21 protein-coding genes are annotated in these 20,849 nt (G+C 52.0%); 2 read left to right on the top strand and 19 right to left on the bottom strand.

Annotation, left to right across the window (positions count from 1 at the left end):
* Positions 1-35 precede the first annotated feature (35 nt).
* The 5 genes from LOK74_RS20660 to LOK74_RS20680 all read right to left on the bottom strand — a co-directional run bounded on the left by LOK74_RS20660 (position 36) and on the right by LOK74_RS20680 (position 6,455).
* On the bottom strand, positions 36-821 hold the full coding sequence (locus tag LOK74_RS20660; protein WP_230043871.1) for a two-component system regulatory protein YycI: 786 nt from the start codon (positions 819-821) through the stop codon (positions 36-38).
* Positions 808-2,184 carry a YycH family regulatory protein gene (locus LOK74_RS20665; RefSeq protein ID WP_230043872.1) on the bottom strand — a complete coding sequence of 459 codons (1,377 nt, stop codon included), beginning with the start codon at positions 2,182-2,184 and terminating at the stop codon, positions 808-810. Before LOK74_RS20665 ends, LOK74_RS20660 begins: the two co-directional genes overlap by 14 nt.
* A complete protein-coding gene (walK, locus tag LOK74_RS20670; RefSeq protein WP_230043873.1) occupies positions 2,181-4,019 on the bottom strand; it encodes a cell wall metabolism sensor histidine kinase WalK in 1,839 nt (612 codons plus the stop codon). The genes LOK74_RS20665 and walK overlap by 4 nt, the downstream gene beginning before the upstream one ends.
* Positions 4,019-4,723, bottom strand: a complete 705-nt coding sequence (yycF, locus tag LOK74_RS20675) for a response regulator YycF (RefSeq protein WP_230043874.1) — start codon at positions 4,721-4,723, stop codon at positions 4,019-4,021. Before yycF ends, walK begins: the two co-directional genes overlap by 1 nt.
* 205 nt (positions 4,724-4,928) lie before the next feature.
* Positions 4,929-6,455, bottom strand: a complete 1,527-nt coding sequence (locus LOK74_RS20680; protein ID WP_230043875.1) for a LysM peptidoglycan-binding domain-containing M23 family metallopeptidase — start codon at positions 6,453-6,455, stop codon at positions 4,929-4,931.
* Between the two features lie 252 nt (positions 6,456-6,707).
* Here LOK74_RS20680 and LOK74_RS20685 point away from each other — a divergent pair, with 252 nt between their 5' ends.
* Positions 6,708-7,079, top strand: a complete 372-nt coding sequence (locus LOK74_RS20685; protein ID WP_230043876.1) for a hypothetical protein — start codon at positions 6,708-6,710, stop codon at positions 7,077-7,079.
* Between the two features lie 77 nt (positions 7,080-7,156).
* On the opposite strand, the gene LOK74_RS20690 is transcribed toward LOK74_RS20685, so the two are convergent.
* From LOK74_RS20690 to pepF, 11 genes are all read right to left on the bottom strand, one after another.
* A complete protein-coding gene (locus LOK74_RS20690; protein ID WP_230043877.1) occupies positions 7,157-7,369 on the bottom strand; it encodes a hypothetical protein in 213 nt (70 codons plus the stop codon).
* A 189-nt stretch (positions 7,370-7,558) separates the two neighbouring features.
* Positions 7,559-8,848: an adenylosuccinate synthase gene (locus tag LOK74_RS20695; protein WP_230043878.1), complete on the bottom strand. Its 1,290-nt coding sequence runs from the start codon at positions 8,846-8,848 to the stop codon at positions 7,559-7,561.
* 501 nt (positions 8,849-9,349) lie between these two features.
* Positions 9,350-10,699 (bottom strand): replicative DNA helicase, encoded by a 1,350-nt coding sequence (gene dnaB, locus LOK74_RS20700; RefSeq protein WP_230043879.1) that lies wholly within the window; start codon positions 10,697-10,699, stop codon positions 9,350-9,352.
* Positions 10,700-10,736: 37 nt separating this feature from the next.
* Positions 10,737-11,180, bottom strand: a complete 444-nt coding sequence (gene rplI / locus LOK74_RS20705) for a 50S ribosomal protein L9 (protein WP_230043880.1) — start codon at positions 11,178-11,180, stop codon at positions 10,737-10,739.
* 200 nt (positions 11,181-11,380) lie between these two features.
* The gene (locus LOK74_RS20710; RefSeq protein ID WP_230043881.1) at positions 11,381-13,324 is read right to left on the bottom strand and encodes a DHH family phosphoesterase; all 1,944 of its coding nucleotides are present in this window, start codon (positions 13,322-13,324) and stop codon (positions 11,381-11,383) included.
* 15 nt (positions 13,325-13,339) lie between these two features.
* The gene (locus LOK74_RS20715) at positions 13,340-14,278 is read right to left on the bottom strand and encodes a DUF2232 domain-containing protein (RefSeq protein WP_230043882.1); all 939 of its coding nucleotides are present in this window, start codon (positions 14,276-14,278) and stop codon (positions 13,340-13,342) included.
* Positions 14,279-14,363: 85 nt separating this feature from the next.
* On the bottom strand, positions 14,364-14,594 hold the full coding sequence (rpsR, locus tag LOK74_RS20720) for a 30S ribosomal protein S18 (RefSeq protein WP_230043883.1): 231 nt from the start codon (positions 14,592-14,594) through the stop codon (positions 14,364-14,366).
* A gap of 63 nt (positions 14,595-14,657) precedes the next feature.
* Complete coding sequence (gene ssb / locus LOK74_RS20725) at positions 14,658-15,116, bottom strand: single-stranded DNA-binding protein (protein WP_277613400.1); 459 nt, start codon at positions 15,114-15,116, stop codon at positions 14,658-14,660.
* A gap of 27 nt (positions 15,117-15,143) precedes the next feature.
* Positions 15,144-15,431 carry a 30S ribosomal protein S6 gene (rpsF, locus tag LOK74_RS20730; protein ID WP_230043885.1) on the bottom strand — a complete coding sequence of 96 codons (288 nt, stop codon included), beginning with the start codon at positions 15,429-15,431 and terminating at the stop codon, positions 15,144-15,146.
* 144 nt (positions 15,432-15,575) lie between these two features.
* On the bottom strand, positions 15,576-16,673 hold the full coding sequence (gene ychF / locus LOK74_RS20735; protein ID WP_230043886.1) for a redox-regulated ATPase YchF: 1,098 nt from the start codon (positions 16,671-16,673) through the stop codon (positions 15,576-15,578).
* 97 nt (positions 16,674-16,770) lie between these two features.
* Positions 16,771-18,690 (bottom strand): oligoendopeptidase F, encoded by a 1,920-nt coding sequence (pepF, locus tag LOK74_RS20740; protein WP_230043887.1) that lies wholly within the window; start codon positions 18,688-18,690, stop codon positions 16,771-16,773.
* Between the two features lie 296 nt (positions 18,691-18,986).
* Here pepF and LOK74_RS20745 point away from each other — a divergent pair, with 296 nt between their 5' ends.
* Positions 18,987-19,076 (top strand): YjcZ family sporulation protein, encoded by a 90-nt coding sequence (locus LOK74_RS20745; RefSeq protein WP_126429207.1) that lies wholly within the window; start codon positions 18,987-18,989, stop codon positions 19,074-19,076.
* A 263-nt stretch (positions 19,077-19,339) separates the two neighbouring features.
* Here LOK74_RS20745 and LOK74_RS20750 read toward each other — a convergent pair whose 3' ends face one another.
* From LOK74_RS20750 to LOK74_RS20760, 3 genes are read right to left on the bottom strand one after another with little or no spacing between them, the layout of a single operon-like run.
* Positions 19,340-19,555, bottom strand: a complete 216-nt coding sequence (locus LOK74_RS20750) for a DUF951 domain-containing protein (protein WP_230043888.1) — start codon at positions 19,553-19,555, stop codon at positions 19,340-19,342.
* A 10-nt stretch (positions 19,556-19,565) separates the two neighbouring features.
* Positions 19,566-20,450: a mechanosensitive ion channel family protein gene (locus LOK74_RS20755; RefSeq protein ID WP_420908700.1), complete on the bottom strand. Its 885-nt coding sequence runs from the start codon at positions 20,448-20,450 to the stop codon at positions 19,566-19,568.
* Positions 20,450-20,665, bottom strand: coding sequence for a putative Se/S carrier protein (locus LOK74_RS20760; protein WP_230047077.1), 216 nt, complete (start codon positions 20,663-20,665; stop codon positions 20,450-20,452). The genes LOK74_RS20755 and LOK74_RS20760 overlap by 1 nt, the downstream gene beginning before the upstream one ends.
* Positions 20,666-20,849: the final 184 nt, after the last annotated feature.

Below are 20,849 nucleotides of genomic sequence, written 5' to 3' on the forward strand. Positions count from 1 at the left end.
CATCCCCTACTTCCTCTCTATCCTTCGCTAGCTCTTCAGTTGGAGGCACGGTCGTCCAGCGGCCGCTCCACTGCACCCGTAAAAGCGTTGACGTAATCGATCTTGCCATCGTGTATGATCCGCCAGATCGGGGCCAACACCTGAATATCGGCATCGTATTCATGCCCATAGTAGCCCATCGTCACATCCTCGATGGTCTCCCCGTTTCGGATGAGCTGTTTTTCCAGCAAAGACCGCAGCGCTGTATAGGCCGAGATGACCTGCCGGCCGCTGCCATGATTGCGTATGCGCAGATAAGATTGCTGATAACCGATGACTGACTCCCTCTGGACAAACAACTCCAGCGGGGCCACAAAGATGGGCAGACCCTCATACTGCTGCCAGTACCTGAGCAGACCCCGCTCCGTGTAATACTTGTCCGGTTGGTACTGATCGGCGTACATCACCCGCTTCTGCAGCTCGCGCAAAAGCTCGGCGGCGTTTGTGGAGTCATTCAGTTGGATCGGCTGATCAAACCGGGCGGTAATCAGCGAGTCACTGATCGTGATGTGCTGATCCGTCGGCAGCGGGTGTTTGCCGAACGAGTCGGTACTGAGATACTCTACGTGAACGTACTGCATCTGCCGTACCTCTTCGGGAATCTCCACTTTCAGCGCGATGTTGCGTTGGTCTAGCAGCAGCTCGATGTCACCCGCTCCCTTTTGAACCTGCTGCACATCGCTCCACTGCTGGGTTCGCGACGCATACACCTGATAGCCGAGGAACAGGTCGAGCAGCAGAAAAGCCCCGATCAGGATCGATTTTGCCCTACTCCAGTCCACTCTGACCGCTCCCTTCTGTCTGCTGTGACCGCGCATCGATCAATACCTTTTCACCGGTTATGTTCTCCAGTACCCAGACCGGTGTCAGCTCGATGTAGCCGACATAGAGGTTCGGCCGGTACGCCAGGTAAGCGTGGTGGACAAGGCTCAGGTCTACCTCGTGCTCTCTGGCATAGGCAAACAACTCCGGCCCGGACATTACAGCAAACTCCTCAAAATCAATGTACATGTCGTAATCAAGGAGCGTCCGTTTCAGGGAAATCACCTGTCCCTCATCAGAGGTAACCGTCAGCGCCTCCGGGCTTCCTCCCTCGTCGGAGACCAGAGGATACGCTCCCATGTACTGGCGGAAGGTGATCACGTCCCCCTCACCCGGCCGCTCATGGATCTGTTCCAGATAGTACGGATCTGTCCAGCCCAGATGCTGGTTGATAAAGCCGACGGCACTGTGCAGCTTCTCGGCCGGCGTCAATTCCCCTCGTCGCTCCGGCAAGGCCGGATCGGTGAAGGTGAACATCGGCTGTTCCTGACGGAGCTGAATCGAGCGGCTGCCGTCCGTGTAGATGATCGTCCCATCCCGCTCCATGATTCTGCGCACAAGGGTGGGATCGAGGAAAAAGGCGTCCGTCAGCGCCTGTTCCGTAATCGGCAGATAGTTGTAGCGGTATTTCCTCATCACGCTGCTCTCTTTGGGCAGGTAAAAAATGCGCCAGTAGGTACGAAGTTGCGGGGCTTCGTACATCTCGGCCTCCATCACCTTGAGGAACTGTTCGGGAAGGTTGTTGCCCAGCTTCAGATAAGAGTCGCGCAAATCTTTGGGACTCACCACAGTTCGAGCCCGCACCACCTCTTTTTCCTCAGTGGAGATAAACAGCGCATAGACGATATCTTCGCTCTCCTCCAGATAGAGCCAGAGACGATCAATCTCGGTCACGTCCCGGCTCATCTCCCCGCGAAACGTAAACAACTCCTGCACCACCGAAATCGGGATGCTGGCACGGTAGCGAATCTCCATTCCCACATGGTCCTGCATCAGCTCCCGCCATTTGCTTGCGGGAAAGACATACTGGTGAAAATCGTAAAAGTACCACTTATCCATCTGGCTGGTCACCATCGTGTACTGAGGATCGACCGGGCTAGCCTTGGTATGCCGGTTTTGCCCGTAGTGAAGCACGATTTCTTCCGGTCGGATCAATTCATCCAGCTCCCGGGTAATGCCGATCGGTTCCGGTTCCACGTAGGTGACAGGCGCGATCATCTCAAACTGTGGTTGGTTGTTCCACAGCAGGGCGGTCAAGACAAAACTGAGCAGCACCAGCAGGTTGAGGACGACGGACTTGATCCGTTCCTTGTATCGCCTCATGCCCCTCCCTCCTTGTCCGCAAACGGCACCCAAAACGTAACAGTGGTTCCCCGATTCAGTTCGCTGGTAATCGAGATGTCCGCACCGTGCGCCTGAACCAGTTCGCGAGCGATCGACAGTCCTAGTCCGGTACCGCCCTGGCTGCGCGAACGCGCCTTGTCTACCCGATAAAACCGTTCAAAGATACGCCTCAGATCCCGCTTCGGAATGCCAATCCCGGTATCGGTGACAGAGACGTAGACCCGCCGCTGCCGATGATCTACCTCTACCTGCAGAGTGACGGAGCCACCCGTGGGGGTATATTTGATGGCATTGGACAGCAGGTTGTCCAGCACCTGACTCATCGCATCCTGATCGGCGTATACGTGCGGCAGCTCTTCGTCTCTCATCTTGATAGAAAAGTCGATTCCCTGCTGTTCACTGTGCATGGAAAAACGGTCTACGGCATAACGGATTAACTCCGCAGGCGAGACAGCTCTCAAGTGCAGCCGCACACCTTGTGAGTCAAAGCGGGAGAGCTGCAGCAGATCGTTGACCAACCGTGTCATCCGATCAGTTTCCGTCAGCGTCACCTGCAGGAACCGGCCGGATAGCTCGGGATCTTCCGCCGCTCCATCCAGCAGTGCTTCCACATAGCTGCGGATCGTGGTCAACGGCGTGCGCAGCTCGTGCGACACATTGGCCACGAACTCCCGTCGCTGCTGATCCAACCGGGCCTGCTCCGTGACATCCTGCAGCACGGCGATAATCCCGCCTTTTTTCCCGCTGTCTTGTTGAAGAGGGGAAAAGGCTACGCGCAGCATCAGTACTTCCCGATTGGGTGTCATGATCTCCATGGTGAGTGGTTCACTCTGCCCCAGCAAAGGCAGCTCCTCCTCAGGAGGGAGTCGGAGCACATCGTAGAGCGTCTTTCTGGCCGACATGACCTCCACGGCACGTACCTGCATCATCTCTTCCGCCGAACGATTCATCAGGATGATCCGTCCATCGCGATGGGCAGCGATCACACCATCGCTCATATTGGCCAAAATCTGCGACAGTTTTTCCCGCTCCTCCTCCTGCTGCAGGATCGCGTCCTTCAGTCGCGTGGTCATGTAGTTAAACGCCATTCCCAGCTGACCGATTTCATCACCGCTATAGATGCGTACGGCCCGATTAAAATCGCCATCCGCCACTGCGGTTGCCTGCAATGTCATCTCTTTGACCGGCTTTGTAATCGTCCGGGCCAATACGACGCCGAGCGCTGCCGTCATCAACAAGGCGATCCCGGTTCCGGTAGCCAAGATGCTCGTAATCTTGCGAATCGTCTCATATGTTGGTTCCATCGACACGACCATGTACACAGCCCCAAAAACAATGTTGCCCCGCTTGACGGGAACCGCCAACACCTTTACCCGGTCTCCGGTAAAAGGGTCGATTCGCAGTCCTTCGTTGCGGGTCCCCATCAAGGCGATCGTCACTTCGTTTTGTGAGGTGCGCTGACCGACAATAGCCTGCTCCGATTCCGTCGTACTGACGATCGTCCCGTTTTGGTCGATCACTTGCACCTGGGCTCCGTTAAGTGCCACCATGTTGTAAATGAGGTTGTCAATGTCACTTTTGATCATCTGCGGTGTTGTTTCTTTTTTTTCTTGCGATGGGTCTAGGTGTTTTTCCAACGCGACAGCCAGCATCGTGGCCTGTGCGTTCAGCGTCTCGGAAAAGTTATTGATGTAATACGTCTCTACTTCCCTGGCAAAATAGGCACCGATAAACTGCATAGCGAGCAGAATCAGCAGGATGTACATGACGACGATCTTCCACTGAATCGTCTTGAACAGGCGAAACCGCCACATTACGGTTGCCCTCCCGCTGCAGGATTGCGAAAGACGTACCCCAATCCGCGGCGTGTGATAATATACTTGGGCTGGCTCGGGTCGTCTTCTACTTTTTCCCGCAGTCGGCGTATGGTTACGTCAACCGTCCGCACGTCGCCAAAATAGTCAAACCCCCAGACGGCCTGCAGCAGTCCTTCACGGGTCAGTACCTGTCCCTGGTGGCGCACCATGTAGACCAGCAGTTCAAACTCACGATGGGTTAAATCGAGTGTTTCATCCGCTTTCACGACCGTATAGGAGGTAAGGTCAATCTCCAATTCGTGGATGCGGAGAAAACGAGTATCCGTCTCGTTTGCCTTTGGCTGCTGTCGACGCAGTTGGGCCTTGATGCGGGCCACCAGTTCACGAGCACTAAACGGCTTTGTAACATAATCATCGGCCCCTAGTTCCAGGCCGACAACTTTATCCAGCTCAGAATCTTTGGCCGTCAGCATAATGATCGGCATATCATGGGTCTGCCGAACGGTACGGCACACATCCATGCCATCACGTCTCGGCAGCATCACATCTAACAGAATCAGATCCGGCTTCTCGTGGTCCACCAGCAGGAGTGCTTCCTCTCCGTCGTAGGCGCAAACCACTTGGTAGCCTTCCTTTTCCAGCGTAAACTTCAGGATATCTGCAATCGGTTTTTCATCATCTACGACCAGGAGTTTGGCCATCGCACTCACCCCTTCTATCCTCTCTATTGGATTCCACTCACGGTGGGCGTTTTCCTGCCTCCGAGAGAGCAGACCACAAATAGGAAAAGACCGTGCCTGACGGTTCAGGACGGTCTTTGCTTCTAACGTTTCGTTCTAACATTTCGTAATGCTGGTTCGTAATGCTGGTTCGATTGCTGGTTCAATGTGGCGGTCGGTCCACGAATCAGCGTCCGAGGTAGCGCAGCGGATTTTGCGCGCTGCCGTTCTTGCGTACCTCAAAATGGAGGTGAACACCTGTGGAGTTTCCTGTCGAACCCATGACACCGATCACTTTTCCTTTGGACACGACCTGGCCCACTTTGACGCTGATCGATCTCATATGGCCGTACAACGTCTGATAGCCGTTGCCATGGTCAATGATGACGGCATTGCCGTAGCCGCCGTTCCATCCGGCGCTGACGACACGACCGTTGTCCGCAGCCCGAATCGAACCGGATCCGGCGATGTCAATCCCTTGATGCATGCGCCCCCAGCGCATTCCAAAACCGCTGCTGATGTAGCCTTTGGCCGGCCACGAGAAACGGCCTGTCCCACGTGAAGGAATAACCTTGGTGCCGCGTTCCACGATTTTGGGAACCGGTTCGGATAGAATTTCCTGCTCTAGCACCTCACGTGCCACTTCCTGCCCGTTTTCCTTGATCACTTGGTAGCGTACCCGCTTCTTGCCTTCCTGCCCTTCCTGGATCACTTTCGTGTCACCCTGGGGCATTTGGTCATTATTGCGCGTCTGCACCGTATAGTCAATCACTTCTTCGCGCTCCAGCTCTTCGACAACTTGTACGGTAACCAGCGGCTTGATCGCTGTCACATTGATCTTTTGTCCCAACTGGAGAACGGTATCCTCGGTGATACCCGGGTTGTTTGCGTATATGTCTTTGGAGGTGATGCCGTACTTCTCGGCGATGCAGGTGATGCAGTCGCCTTCTTGTACCGTATGTATAACATCCTTAAACGTTCCTTTGGAGAGCAGTTCTTCCAGCTTGTCCACTGACAAGATTTGTGCGGCGGGAACCGAATCTGTCTCAGTGGTTACCTGCTCTTTGAAACGGACTTCCTTGATCGAAGCGTCCGCTCCTGTCACCCCTGCTGAAGCGGGCGTTGCCTCAATGGAGGCTGCTTGCACAGTCTGCTTTTTCTCTTCTGCAGCAGGTGGTTTCACATACTTTTCCTTTAGATGGTTAAACACCGTTTTCGCGTCTTCAGGGCTGGCAGCGTACCCAACCAGTTTGCCGTCAACAACGATCTTGACCGCTTCCACCTTGATGTCGGCGATCTGCGACAAGGCTGTCAGGGCCGCTTCGTTGTCATACTCGCCTTTATAGATGCGCTCTTCTTTATAGGTGATATAATCCGACATCTTTAGCGTGAGGCCGTGATGCTTGCTTGATTCCTCTCGCAGCTTGTCCTCCGTCCACTTCTCGATGACCTCAGGGCTGTTGACTACACCGATTTCTTTCCCATTTACGTAAACATGGTAGATGGAGATGATATTGGACTCGTAGTAATAATCAGCGTATGCTGCACCTGACATCCCTACTGTGGCAGCAATTGCAACGGTAGCCGTCTGTTTCTTGTGTGCTTGTATGTATGTACGTATTTGAATGACAATGTTCTTCACCTGGTGCCCTATATGGCGAAAAAAAGGGCTTACTCGCCGCTGCAGCCAGGCCTTCCACTTGGCAAAATCCATCGATCGTCCCTCCTGAAAGCCTGTGACTCTACAAAACTAGGACTATTCGAATATTCTAACTATTCATTACTCGTCCTTTTTTCCTGATTACTGGTGCTGTGATCGCAACGAATTGCCTATAAAAACCAACTATATCGACTTTACCATAAAAAAGACTAGTTCATCAAGTGTAAAATGCCGTCGAATAGAATCGCCCGGCTCGAATCATACTACTTTTATGGATTTTTTTGTTAGCTTAGGAGGGGTCTTTACATGAGTGAACGTAACATCCTGGCCGGTTTCCGCAGCGTAGACGAAGCGGAACGGGCAGCGGAACAGCTTCGCAAAGCGGGCTTTCAGACGGTTCAGGTGGAAACGATTGATCGATATCCAGGCGAAGACGTGCAGCAAGTGATCAATCCGATCAGCGGACAAATCCCCAGTCTGGGAGCCCTGACATTGGGAGCCGACTTTCCCAGCGGAAGAGATGCCAGCGTGATGGCTGCCGCCGACCCCAGTGCGAGCGGTATGTCTGACGGCGATCAGGACAGCGGCGGAGCCAATATTCTGCTCACTGCCGTCGTACCGGAGCAGCGCGGAGATGAAGCCGTTCAGCTCATCCGATCGCTTGGCGGTGAGGTGTGAGGCCCCCTCGATTATGAGGGGGCCTTCCTCTTTTCCTCTGCTCTCTTACCCACCACTTCTACCGCTGCTCCCTTGCCTTAGCCGTTTTGCACTTCAACCATTGACGTAACATCTCGCAGGGACAGTCGGCGAAACGTGGTTTTTTCCTCATCTGCTTGTTTAAAACGAGTAATAAAACAAACATAGCCCTTGCTGACGTGGGACATGGTGCCGTTGATAACCAGGCCATTGAACATTTTTACTTCCACTCTCTTGCCCACCAGTTTCAACGCTTTTTGATCAAATCCCATCGCAAACACCTCGATTTCGTTAAGTATGGGATACCATATGCCCAGAAGATCACAGGTGGTGCGTGTCCGTTCTGATTTTTTTTGAAACCCGACTAAAGTTGCTCCTTCCGGAAAAGAGCTACTCTAAGAAAAAAGCAGGCTATGCTATGGTCTGCAGCCTGCTTTTTTGTGATCGTTCTTTTTGTGCATTTAGCCGCCGTAAATCCCGCGTACGACGACCGTCTGCTCCCGATCAGGACCGACGGAAAAGATGGAAAGCGGAATGCCCGTAAGCTGCGTAATACGCTCAATGTAATGACGGGCGTTGTCCGGCAGGTCGTTGATATTGCGGATCCCGGTAATGTCCTCTGTCCATCCTGGAAGCTCCTCGTAGACGGGTTGGCACTTCGCCAGGATGTTCAGGTTCGCCGGAAACTCTTCGATCACCTGTCCGTTGTATGTGTAGGCGGTGCAGATGCGAAGGGTGTCAATGCCTGTAAGAGTGTCCAGTTTGGTAATCGCTAAACCGGTAATCCCGCTGACGCGGCGGGCATGACGAACCACGACGCTGTCAAACCAACCGATGCGGCGAGGACGACCGGTGGTCGTACCGAATTCAAAGCCAACCTCGCGAATGTGGTCACCCGTCTCATCGTGCAGTTCGGTAGGGAATGGTCCGTCGCCGACACGAGTGGTGTACGCCTTGGCCACCCCGATAATCTGATGGATTTTGGTCGGTCCCACACCAGATCCGATCGTCACCCCACCGGCTATCGGATTAGAAGAGGTAACATACGGATAAGTTCCCTGGTCAATGTCCAGCATCACACCTTGCGCCCCTTCAAACAGGACACGGTTTCCGCGGTCAATCGCATCGTTCAAGACAACCGATGTATCACATACATAAGGTCGGATGATTTCCGCGTACTGCAGGTATTCCTCCAGAACCTCAGACAACTCGAAGCCGGTCGTCTCGTACAGCTTTTCAAGCACACGGTTCTTTTCGGCGAGATTGCGCGCCAGCTTGCGCTCAAACTCTTCTTGGTCGAGCAGATCAGCAATGCGGATGCCAATCCGTGCCGCCTTGTCCATGTACGCCGGTCCGATCCCTTTGCGGGTCGTACCGATCTTGTTGGCTCCCTTGCTCTCTTCCTCTACACTGTCCAGTTTGATATGATACGGCATAATCACATGGGCGCGATTGCTGATCTTCAGATTGTTCGTAGAAAAACCGGCATTGTGCAGGTATTCCAACTCTGCCACCAGCGCCTTGGGGTCAATCACCATACCATTTCCAATGACACAAACCTTGTCTTTATAAAAAATTCCGGATGGAATCAGATGAAGCTTGTATTTGTTTCCGTTAAAGATAATGGTATGTCCCGCATTGTTTCCACCTTGATAACGAGCTACCACTTCTGCAGTTTCCGCCAAATAGTCGGTCAGCTTTCCTTTCCCTTCATCGCCCCACTGGGTTCCGACGACAACGACGGTAGACATCGCAACGCACCTCCTATTTTAGTCAAAACGACCAATCTAAGTGTACTAAACCATACATACAGTGTCAAACAAAAACCGAACAATAATATAATATAAATGTAATTCGTTCGGTTATGACAGAAACAATCGTCCACTCTGACACGATGTGCCGCTGCTCTTGATCATTGTGCTGATCATCACGCTACAGCTGCTCATCATACTGCAACTCATCATCATGCTGCAGCAGGTTATCAGTGCAATCACCTACCACCCTCTCTGTCTCTATCCCTACGCAGCATGTGTTAAGCGAACGCTAGGTATGGAACTGCGTATCACTGCTATCCGTGCGAAAGAATTCCGTTGAGAGAGCGTAGGCACGCGGCATGAAGCTGCCCGGAACCCCGCAAATCCCGAATGTTTTGGGATGGGTTCATCTCGCTTCATCATGAAAAAAGCGTGCAGACCCTTAGCCTTTCGGCGCCTTGTCTGCACGCTGAAGTACCGATGCTATTACAGGCTTCTCTATCCCGCCAACTCACGATGCTGTCGATCCAGGCTGACAAATTTGTTGTATTCTTTCAAGAAAGCCAACTCAACTGTTCCGGTAGGGCCATTCCGCTGTTTGGCAATGATGACCTCAACCGTATTATTGCTCTCCGACTCACGGTTGTAATAATCATCGCGATATAAAAAGGCGACAATGTCCGCATCCTGCTCAATCGACCCCGACTCACGAATGTCGGACATCATAGGTCGTTTGTCCTGCCGCTGTTCGACGGAACGGCTGAGCTGGGACAGTGCGATCACCGGGACGTTGAGCTCACGGGCGATCCCTTTCAGCGTTCGAGAGATCTCCGATACTTCTTGCTGCCGGTTTTCGCCACGCCCGCGACCATGGATCAACTGCAGATAATCGATCAGAATCATGCCTAACCCTCGCTCCGCCTGCAGGCGTCGACATTTGGCACGAATGTCCTGCACCGTGATACCCGGTGTATCGTCGATGTAGATGGGGGCTTTCCCCAATGTCCCGATCGCCATCGTCAGCTTCTGCCAATCGTCTTCTTCCAGCCAGCCTGTCCGCATCTTTTGCGCATCAATATTGCCTTCCGCGCAGAGCATCCGCTGCACCAACTGGGAAGCTGCCATCTCCAGTGAAAAGATCGCCACAGATTCCCCTGCACGAGCGGCAACATTTTGAGCCACATTGAGCGCAAAAGCCGTCTTACCGACGGATGGACGAGCCGCGAGAATGATCAGGTCGGATCGCTGGAATCCGGAAGTCATCTTGTCTAGATCGGGATAACCGGAGGGAATACCGGTTACCTCTCCCCGCCGCTGACTGAGAAACTCGATCCGCTCATAGGTTTCCATCAAAACATCACGGATCGGGATAAAGCCTCCGCTGTTGCGATTTTGCGATAACTCGAGAATATAACGTTCTGCGTCAGCGATGATTTCTCCAACGTCGTCTTCGCGTGTATAGCCGTCGTTGGCAATCTGCGTCGCGGTGCGAATCAGACGGCGCAGCAACGCTTTTTCTTCGACGATTCGCGCATAGTATTCGACATTGGCTGCCGTCGGCACTGCACTGGCCAGATTGGTCAGATAGGTGACTCCGCCTACCTCATCCAGGACCTTCTGATCCTGCAGTTCGGCGGTTACGGTGACCAGGTCGACCGGTTCCCCTTTTTCGTAGAGATCCAGCATGGTCTGAAAGATTCGCTGATGAGCCGATTTATAAAAATCCTGTGGCCCGAGAATTTCCAACGCCGTGTGCAGAGCTTCCTTTGACAAGAACACGGCACCTAACACAGATTGTTCGGCCTCAGTATTTTGCGGCGGTACTCGGTCCAAGAACAGGTCGCTCACGTCACACCCCTCACTCACTGCCTCATAAATATTCGGTCTATTCTTCCACTACGTGTACTTTGAGCGTGGCCGTCACTTCATTGTGCAGCTTTGCTTTGATCTGAGTCACGCCAAGTGCCCGGATCGGTTCCATCTCCAGCTTGCGCTTGTCGATCTGCACACCGTGCTGCTGCTCCAGCGCCTGTGCCACTTGCTTGCTGGACACAGCGCCAAACAGGCGCCCGCCTTCTCCAGCCTTGCCCGTCAGCTTAACCGTGAGTTGTTCCAGCTTTTTGGCGAGCTCCTGCGCATCCTGCTTCTCCTGCTCCTTGCGCCGCTCCTCGCTTTTCTGCTGCTTCTCCAGCGTTTTCAAGTTGCCTTCGGTCGCTTCCTTCACGAGTCCTTTCGGCAGCAAAAAGTTGCGTACATATCCTTCTGACAAGTCCTTTACTTCTCCCTTTTTGCCTTGTCCTTTCACGTCTTTGAGGAATATCACTTTCATCCGTCATTCCTCCTTCTGAAATTTATGGCTTATCCTACATCCACCAGGCCCACTTTATTGGTGCCGATCGTGGGCGGCAGATGTGGTGCACTAGGGGTCTTATGTGTTTTGGTTGATTGTTTTGTGTTTTGGGTGCTTCAGGTGTATTGCGTATTTGGGTTGTTTTACGTGTTTCAGTTGTTTTAGCTGTTTCAGTTGTTTTATGATGCCGCTTCTTCCAGTACATCTTTTAGCTGCGATACAGCATCGTCAATGGTGATGTCGGCAATCTGCGTGGCAGCACCCGTCAAGTGGCCGCCACCGCCCATTTGTTCCATAATCGACTGTACATTGATATCGCCAAGCGAACGGGCACTGATCATCACAGCTCCATCACCCCGTTTTGCTACGACAAACGCGGCGTGAATCCCTGATAGGGTGAGAAGCAGTTCCGCGGCTTGAGCCACTTCCACCTGGGTGTACGCTTCGTCCGGATTGCCAATGGCGATCGCCATCTTCTCCCGAAAAATTTCGGTGTTCATCACGATCCTTGCACGGCGTACGAATTGATCCAGATCTTCTTTTAAGAACCGCTGCACAGAAGAGGTATCCGCTCCGTTCCGGCGGAGGAAGGAGGCCGCTTCAAAGGTGCGGGAGCCGGTCCGAAAGGCAAAGCTTTTCGTATCAACCACAATGCCCGCCAGAAGAGCGGTAGCAATCAGATTTTCGATCTGAATCCGGTCACTTTGGTACTGCAGAAGCTCTGTGACCAATTCGGCCGTCGACGAGGCATACGGTTCCAGGTAAATCAGTACCGGATCGTTGACAAAATCCTCGGCACGTCGGTGGTGATCGATCACCATGATGCGGCTGGTTTCCTGCAGGAGACGCGGCTCAATCACCAGTGCCGGACGATGTGTGTCAACGACGACCAATAGTGTGCGGTTGGTGACAAGGTCAAGCGATTCCTCTGGTGTCACAAACGCTTGGGCCACTTCCTCATTGGCATACACTTCCTGCATGAGCCGCTCAATAGCCGGTGTCACTTCATCCAATACGATATAAGCCGGTTTATCATGCAACCGGACAGCCTTCCAAACGCCCAGCGATGCGCCAATCGAATCCATATCCGGATTTTTGTGGCCCATCACGATCACGTGATCCGCTTCGTGAATCAAATCGCGCAGTGCGTGGGCAATCACCCTGGCACGCACACGTGTTCGCTTTTCTACGGCGTTTGACTTTCCGCCGTAGAACGTCAGCTTATTGCCTACTTTCATCGCCGCCTGATCGCCGCCGCGCCCCAGTGCGATATCGAGGCTGGACTGGGCAATCTGGCCGAGCTGGACAAAGGAAGAGCCCCCGGCTGCTACCCCGATACTTAGGGTTATCGGAATCTTGTTGTCTGCGGTCATTTCCCGTACGACGTCGAGGATATCAAAACGCCCTTCCTCTATTTTGCTGAGCGTTTCACGATCCATCACGGCGAGAAACTTGTCGGCTCCCGTACGACGCAAGTAGATCTCATGCTTTTGTGCCCACTCGTTGATGACACCAGCAACGCTGGTCGACAGCTGTGTACGGCTTTGGTCGTCCATCACCTGACCTACTTCATCCAAGTTGTCGATATGGATGATGGCCACCGCAGGTTTCTCGCGATTGTAACGGCTTTGCAGCTCTTTGTATTCGGTTATCTCTGTAAAGTAAAGCAAGCGTTCTTCCGGACGGACAAGAACCTCAAACACTTTTCCATCGTGAATCAGCTCTACCTGTTCCTGTTCCGGCTCCCACTTGAGTTCCGGAAATACTTCAGAAAGTGTCTTGCCGATTAGAACTTCTTCCCCTGTCATGGTTTGCATGTACGGATTTGTCCACTCAATTGCTTTCTCTTCGTTGTAGAGGACAATCCCGATCGGCAGTTCCTGAATGACGCCTTCCCCTGCCTTTTTTACACGGTGAGAGATGGTCGCCAAATACATCCGCAGGTCACGCTGAAATCCCTTTTCCAGATAGAGCGAAAAAAGGACCAGACCAATCACGCAGACAATGCCGATAGCCCCGTATATCCAGTGGTACATTGTCAGGATCGTCAACAGCAACAGACAGAAGCTGAGCGCTAAAACCATATGCAGCCCGTACCAACGCTTTAAAAGGAACTTGGGCATATCCTCAGCTCCTCATTACTTTCTTGTTTCCAGTCTTTTGCGTAAACCTACACCCAGGTCAAAAATCCCTATTAAGCTAAGTATATTAGTTAGAAGCGGAAAAATAAATAGAGATACGATAAGCACCGGAGTAACCCATTTCCAGTTCTTTAAGGAAAGAAACAGCAGGCAAAAGCTTAAACCCTGTATGGCGAAAACCACATCAAGCATCACTTTTACATTGAGAATCGCGTCTCCCCAATACGTATCTTCCATCGCTCCGCGGAAAAACAGCAGCAGGAGTAGGGACAGAAAGTAATAGTACAAAAGAGAACGCGGAAAACTCCATTCCCGAAACGGCTTTAACGCCGGCAGCGGCCTGGCCAACCGTTTGGAAACAACTCGTGCCAGCCAGTGATTGATGATGCTCATCATAAAGCTTGCCATGACAAAAAGAAAAGGAAGTAAAGACAGGATCAAAGCAACCTGCAGTTGAATCTCCTGTTTCCACTGTTCTTCCGTCATGCCAGGTGGCAGAGGAAACGGCAGCTCTCCATTGATCAAACGTTCACTTGCTTGCCGCAGCTCCGTGGTGATGTCGATCCCCATAACAAATGTAGAGATGGCTAGGGATACGACTGTTGAAACCAAAAAAGCGCCTGCTCCACCGACGACGGCCGCAAATGCCGTACCCCGCTTCTTGTACAGGATACCCATCGTCGTACCAGCCAATCCCATGAAAAAGGCTGACAGGATGCCGCCAAGTCCTGCCAAGATCAACCCAAGGATGGCAAAAGTCCCGACAATCAGCAGCATATCACGGATAGACCGCCGCACAGCCAGCAAGATAAAGGGGACAGGAACCACCGTTAGGGCAATCCCACTGATAAATGTATATGTACCCAAAAAAAGCAAAACAGCAGAAATCCCCAGCATTAAAGCGTTCTCAGCAAGCTGCCTCGTTCGGTTGGGCATAGGAGCGATACTCCTCCCTTGCAGGATTTCAAAACGTAGGAAAAAAGAGGGCAGCGTACTGTGCCCCCCTCTTCTCTCGTATTCATTATTCAGTCGTATAAGGCAACAGAGCCATTTGACGAGCACGTTTGATCGCGACTGTCAGCATACGCTGATATCTGGCCGATGTGCCGGTAACGCGGCGTGGCAGGATCTTACCACGTTCGCTAATGAACTTCTTCAAGAGATCGGTATCTTTATAGTCGATCTTCGTGATTTTGTTCACGGTGAAGTAGCAAACTTTACGACGCTTGTTAGGGCGTCCTTTGCGTGCCATCTCAGTCCCTCCTTTATTCAGGAATGTGAAAGGTTCATAACGTGAGACGAATGGTCAGCTTCATCAGAACGGCAGGTCGTCATCCGATATGTTGATCGGTTTGCCTGCATCAGCGAAGGGGTCGTCGAAGGAACCTTGATCATTCCGTTTGCCAGTCGATTTGGATTCGCCGAAAGCCGGATCGTATCCGCTTCCTTCTCCACCGGACCGGCCCCCCAGGAATTGGACGTTCTCCGCAACTACTTCCGTCACATACACTTTGCGGCCTTCCTTGTTGTCATATGATCTCGTCTGCAATCTGCCTTCAACAGCAGCTTGTCTGCCCTTTCGCAAATAATTGGCACAAAGATCAGCCAACTGACGCCAAGCGACGACATTGATGAAGTCCGCCTCTCTCTCCCCCGTTTGATTGGTAAACGGACGATTGATGGCAAGTGTAAATGTGGTGACGGCTACGCCGCTCGGAGTGTACCGCAATTCTGGATCTCTGGTTAGATTACCAATCAGAATGACTCGATTCAACAAGGTTTACCCCTCCCCGTGACGACTCTACTCGTCTTCTTTTACGAAGAGGAAGCGAATGACGTCGTCACTGATTTTCATCAGACGCTCAGCTTCCGCCACAGCGTCCGGATTTGCTTTAAAGTTCATCAACACGTAATAACCATCACGGAACTTCTTGATTTCATACGCAAGACGACGTTTTCCCAACTCTTGAAGATTGGTGATTTCTCCGCCGTAGTTCGTCACGATCTCGCTGTAGCGAGCTACGTTCGCTTTCACTTTCTCTTCTTCAAGGTCTGGACGCAATACGTACATCACTTCGTATTGGCGCATCCTTGTTCACCTCCTTTTGGACTATACGGCCCTGTTCGGGCAAGGAGCGAGTGCCTCATGGTAACGCATATCTAGCATGCACCCAATAAATACTCGCATTTTTGCATTATATCAAATTGAAAAACATGAGGCAAGATAACCTTTTTACACATTGAACCGGAAATGCATGACATCGCCATCCCGCACCACGTAGTCTTTTCCTTCCAGCCGGTATCTGCCCCGCTCACGGGCTGCGCTGACCGATCCGGCTTCGATGAGGTCGTCGTACGCCACCACCTCCGCACGGATAAATCCCCGCTCAAAATCAGTGTGGATGACGGCTGCTGCCTGTGGTGCCTTCGTCCCTTCGCGAATCGTCCAGGCGCGAACTTCCTGCACCCCGGCCGTAAAGTAGGTGATCAAACCAAGCAGTTGGTAGGCGGCGCGAATCAGCCGGTCCAGCCCTGACTCCTGCAGCCCCAGCTCTGCCAGGAACATCTGCTTGTCCTCGCCCTCCAGCTCAGCGATTTCCGCCTCCACCTTGGCACTGATCACGACGACTTCCGCCCCTTCTTCGGCCGCATGGCTGCGAACCGTCTGTACATACGGATTGTCGTCGGCCGTCAGCACGCCGTCTTCTGCTACGTTGCAGACGTAGAGCATCGGCTTGATCGTCAGCAGATGCAGGTCGCGCACCAGCTTCGCCTCTTCTTCATCAAGCGAAACGCTGCGCGCCGGTTGTCCCTGCTCAAATGCATCCTTCAACCGCTGCAGCACATCCAACTCCTGCTTGGCTTCCTTTTCCCCCGCTTTTACTCTGCGGCCAAGCCGTTCTATGCGCCGCTCTACAGACTCCAGATCGGCAAAAATCAACTCCAGCATGATCGTTTCGATGTCGCTCAAGGGATCTACCTTGCCCGCCACGTGGGTGATGTTTTCATCCTCAAAACAGCGCACCACGTGAGCAATCGCGTCTACCTCCCGGATGTGGGACAAAAACTGGTTGCCCAGCCCCTCTCCTTTGCTTGCCCCCTTAACCAGACCGGCAATATCGACAAACTCGAATGCGGTTGGCACGATTTTATTGGGAACCACAATCTCTGCCAGTTTGTTCAGGCGCGGATCGGGCACTTCCACAATCCCTACGTTAGGATCAATCGTACAAAACGGATAGTTGGCGGATTCCGCCCCAGCCTGCGTAATCGCGTTAAACAGCGTCGACTTGCCGACATTAGGCAGGCCTACAATCCCACAAGATCGCATAAATCGGTACACTCCTTATCCTTGTCGCTATTTTGGATAATACCGATAGTTAAAGGGGATTGCAAGAAAAAGAGAGATGCTACGAAAAAGCGACCAATCACTTCTCGTTCAGCAGTCGTTCCAGTTCAGCCAACTTCTGCTCAAATACGACCATCGCCTGTTTGATCGGGGCTGCCGTCGACATATCGACACCGGAGGCACGAAGGATCTGCAGTGGAGGGACTGAACTGCCTGCGGAGAGCAGATGATCAAGCACCCGATTAACGGCTGGCTTTCCTTCCCTGGTGATCGTTTCAGCCAGGGCAACCGAAGCGGCAAAACTAGTGGCGTACTGGTACACGTAGAAGTTCCGGTAAAAATGGGGAATTCTCGCCCACTCCATGGCAATCTCGCTGTCGGAGACGACGTGCGGGCCGTAGTATTTTTTATTCAGATCGTGGTACATCCTCTTCATTGCATCTGCCGTTAAGGATTCTCCTGCCTGATCCTTTTCATGGATCATCTTTTCAAACTCTGCAAACTGCGTCTGCCGGAACAATGTGGTGCGAAAGCTCTCCAAAAACTGATCCAGCAATCGAATTTTTTCCTGTTTGGTTGCAGCTCGCTTGTACCTGCTTTCAAAGAGCAGTATTTCGTTGAGAGTAGATGCTACCTCTGCCGTAAAGATCGGATAGTCAGCGTAGAGGTACGGCTGGTTTTGGTTCGTGTAATACGATTGCATCGCGTGTCCTAGCTCATGTGCCAGTGTGGACACATCGTCACTGGTTCCCATATAGTTGAGAAACACGTAGGGATGGGTGTCATAAGAGCCCAAGTGGTACGCGCCGGATCGCTTGCCGGCAGAGGGATAAACATCAATCCAGCGGCTGACAAACCCTTTGTTCAACGCGTCGACGTATTTTCTCCCCAGCGGCGCTACCCCCTGCAGCACCATCTCTTTAGCCTGCTCGTAGGGAATGTACGGTTCATCTGTCATGCTGAGAGGGGCATACACATCGTACATATGCATTTCCTTTACCCCAAGGCTTCGTTTTTTCAGTTCCATGTAGCGATGAAGCAGAGGCAGATGTTCGTTTACCGTTTCAAGCAGTTGCTCATATACCTCGATTGGTATCTCGTTGCTCTTTAGACTAGCCTCCAATGCTGTACGGTAGTTGTGGACAGTGGCATACAGATTGTTCGCTTCCACTTCTCCGGAGAGAGTCTCGGCAAACGTATTCTGATACGTAGCTAGCGTCTGATAGTAAGCAGTGAAAGCAGATTTTCGTAGCTGGCGGTCAGGACTCTGCAGATATACAGGGAAGCTGACATTGGTAAGGGGCCGCTGCCGCCCCTCTTCATCGACAACCTTGGGCATGGGGATTTCCGTCATGAACGCCGAGTATACCTTTTCGGGAATGAGGGCCATCTGTACCGTTTTGGCTAGCAGTTGTTCCTTTTCTGTCGGCAGGCTGTGCTGCTCCGTTTGCAGGATCTGCTGTAGGAAGCGTCGATAGGGAGCCACCTCTTGTGCTGCCATCAGGCGCGTTATCTGCTCTGTGGGAATGGAGAGGATCTCCGGACCGAGCCATGCTGTTTTTGCCAAAACAAGCGCATTTAGCTTGTCTGCCTGATCAAACAATGCCTGCCGCTCCGGATTGGTCGTATCCACGTCCAACCCCAGTTTGGCGTAGACGTACAGTTTTTGGAACAGCCGGCTGATCGCCGTAGTATCCTCTAATGCAGAGGCTAACGCAGCAGGAGAATCGGCAAGCGTTCCCTGATGCCGGTCAAACGAATTGATCTGTTTTTCCAGCTTTCGCTTGTCAGCCACCCACGCCTTTTGGTCAGGGTAGATATGCTGAAGATTCCACTTGTACTTCTCAGGGATCTCCTCCCTGCTGTTGTATTGAGGCATTTCCTGTTTTCCGGTCTCGGCAACTGACAGACCGGGTATGAACATATCGCTCAAGCCAGACGACACGATTAACGAGATCGCTATCACAATCGCCATCCCAATGGTAAACCTTGTTCGCAAATCGCTCCCTCCCTCGTCATGACACAGGTGTCTCCCATAGTTCTGTGGACAATATTGTGGAGAACTTGTTCCGGTCTGTTCACATCCCGAATCCAATATCCACAACATAGCCGCAAACCTTTATTTTTATCCACATTTTTTGTGGATAACGTGTGCATAACTCTATATTTCCTCCTCAATCGTCCCTCGTTTGCTGTGGACAATGATATTTCTCCCGATTTTGGACGTTTGCCCATACCGCTCTGACCCATGATACATAGCATAGTTAGTGAACCTAGGAGAGGAGGTGTTCATTCGTGGGTCTGTTTAACGGCGATTTTGACGATTTTGCGATTGTGCTGGTGCTGTTCATTCTCCTCGTGATCGTTGGTGCTTCTGAAGACTAATCCTCACTACAGATCGTCAGGTTTCTTCAACCGGGAAGAAGCCGACTCTCCCCCACGGGAAAGCAGAACGTAACCGCGCAAACCCCTCTGCGCTTGTTGCGTTCCCCCCACAAAAAAAGGATGCGACCCACAAATGGCGCATCCTCTTCTTTTTTTCTTTCGTCTTTGCTGTTGTTTCATCTTTTCTTTTGTCTTAACGCATTCATTTTTTCTTCAACGGGTTGTTTCCTTGACTCTGACATCCGTGCTTCCTCTCTGGAAGACTATTGCTCCGGTTGGTCACTCTGTTGGGCAGACTGAAGTACTTTTTTCATCTTTTTCTCGAACTCCAGTCGGGGCAGCATGACGCTGTGCTGACATCCCGTACATTTGATCCGGATGTCCATCCCCATACGAATCACTTTCCAAGCATTTGTTCCACAGGGATGCTGCTTTTTCATTTGCACAATGTCACCTAATCCAAATTGTTTCCTTTCCATTTCCCTTCCCTCACCCTTGTGAACTTTGACTTCCCGGCTGCATGTAAACCATTTTTGGATAGGGGATTTCGATTCCTCGTGCTTCGAACTCTTCCTTAATCATGGCGCGCAGTTTCCGAGCAATCGCAAAATGTGTTGTTGGTTTACACTCAGCGGTTACACGAATAATCACATCGGAAGCACCAAATGCTTGGACACCCAGCACTTCCGGTTGATTCACGATGTCCTCGTTCTCTTCTTCTGCCCGCTTGGCCACTTCAGCTAAGACTTGCTGCACACGCTCAAGGTCTTCTTCATAAGCGACTGATACATCGACGACGGCAATCGAGTTTTGCACGGAAAAGTTGGTGACTTGATTAATACTGCCGTTGGGGAAGATGTGTATTTCGCCGGTCCAACTCTTGATCTTGGTAATTCTGAGGCCAATCTCCTGCACAGTACCGGTCAGCTGGTTAATCGTGACCAGATCACCTACTGCGAACTGGTCTTCAAAAATGATGAAAAATCCGGTAATCACATCTCGAACCAGACTCTGCGCCCCAAACCCGACGGCAAGTCCTAGTACACCGGCGCTAACCAGGATCGGCTGCAAATCGAAGTGCAGCTCCTTTAGTACCAATAAGATGGCTACGAAGTAGATGGTATACTGCGCAGCATTGTTGGCCAGAACGCGGAGGGTATCGACACGCCGCTGTTGTAACTTCAGCTTGCTCCCCTCACGCTGCTGAAATATCCGGTTGACCGCCGCCTTCACGATCGCAACTGCTATCCATGCAGCGATGATGATGATCACGATCCTGAGCAGAGCCGTACCGATGGTCAACCATAGGTCTGGATCGGTCAAGTAGTCCATTGCCTTATCAAACATGGATATGAAGATATTACTTCCCTCCACTAGGGTTCACTCCTCTGTCCACTCTCGTCAATTTGTATGTACAACCCGCTAAACAGGCGAAAGTATCCTCTAATTTCTACCTGCTCACTACGAATAATCTCTCTGGCTTGCCCATATTGTGCAAAAGGAAATTCGATGGAAAGAGCACATCCTGCAGTAATCTCTTTTGGAGTTGGCCTGGTGTCAATCTCAATATCTGCGTACTCCAGCAGCATCTCGGCCCGCAGCGCCTGCTGCGTAGAGTCAAATGCAATCAACACCGTATCGCCTGCTTCCACGGATCCACTCCCCCTTTCCACTGCAAACACAATCCATCATCCGCAAAAGATCTCTCCACCCACGCTGACTGGTTCCACGTGACATGAAAGTGTTACGTGACCGTCCAGCGATGCCCAGCGG

Source organism: Brevibacillus humidisoli, assembly GCF_020923435.1.
Lineage (GTDB): Bacteria > Bacillota > Bacilli > Brevibacillales > Brevibacillaceae > Brevibacillus_E > Brevibacillus_E humidisoli.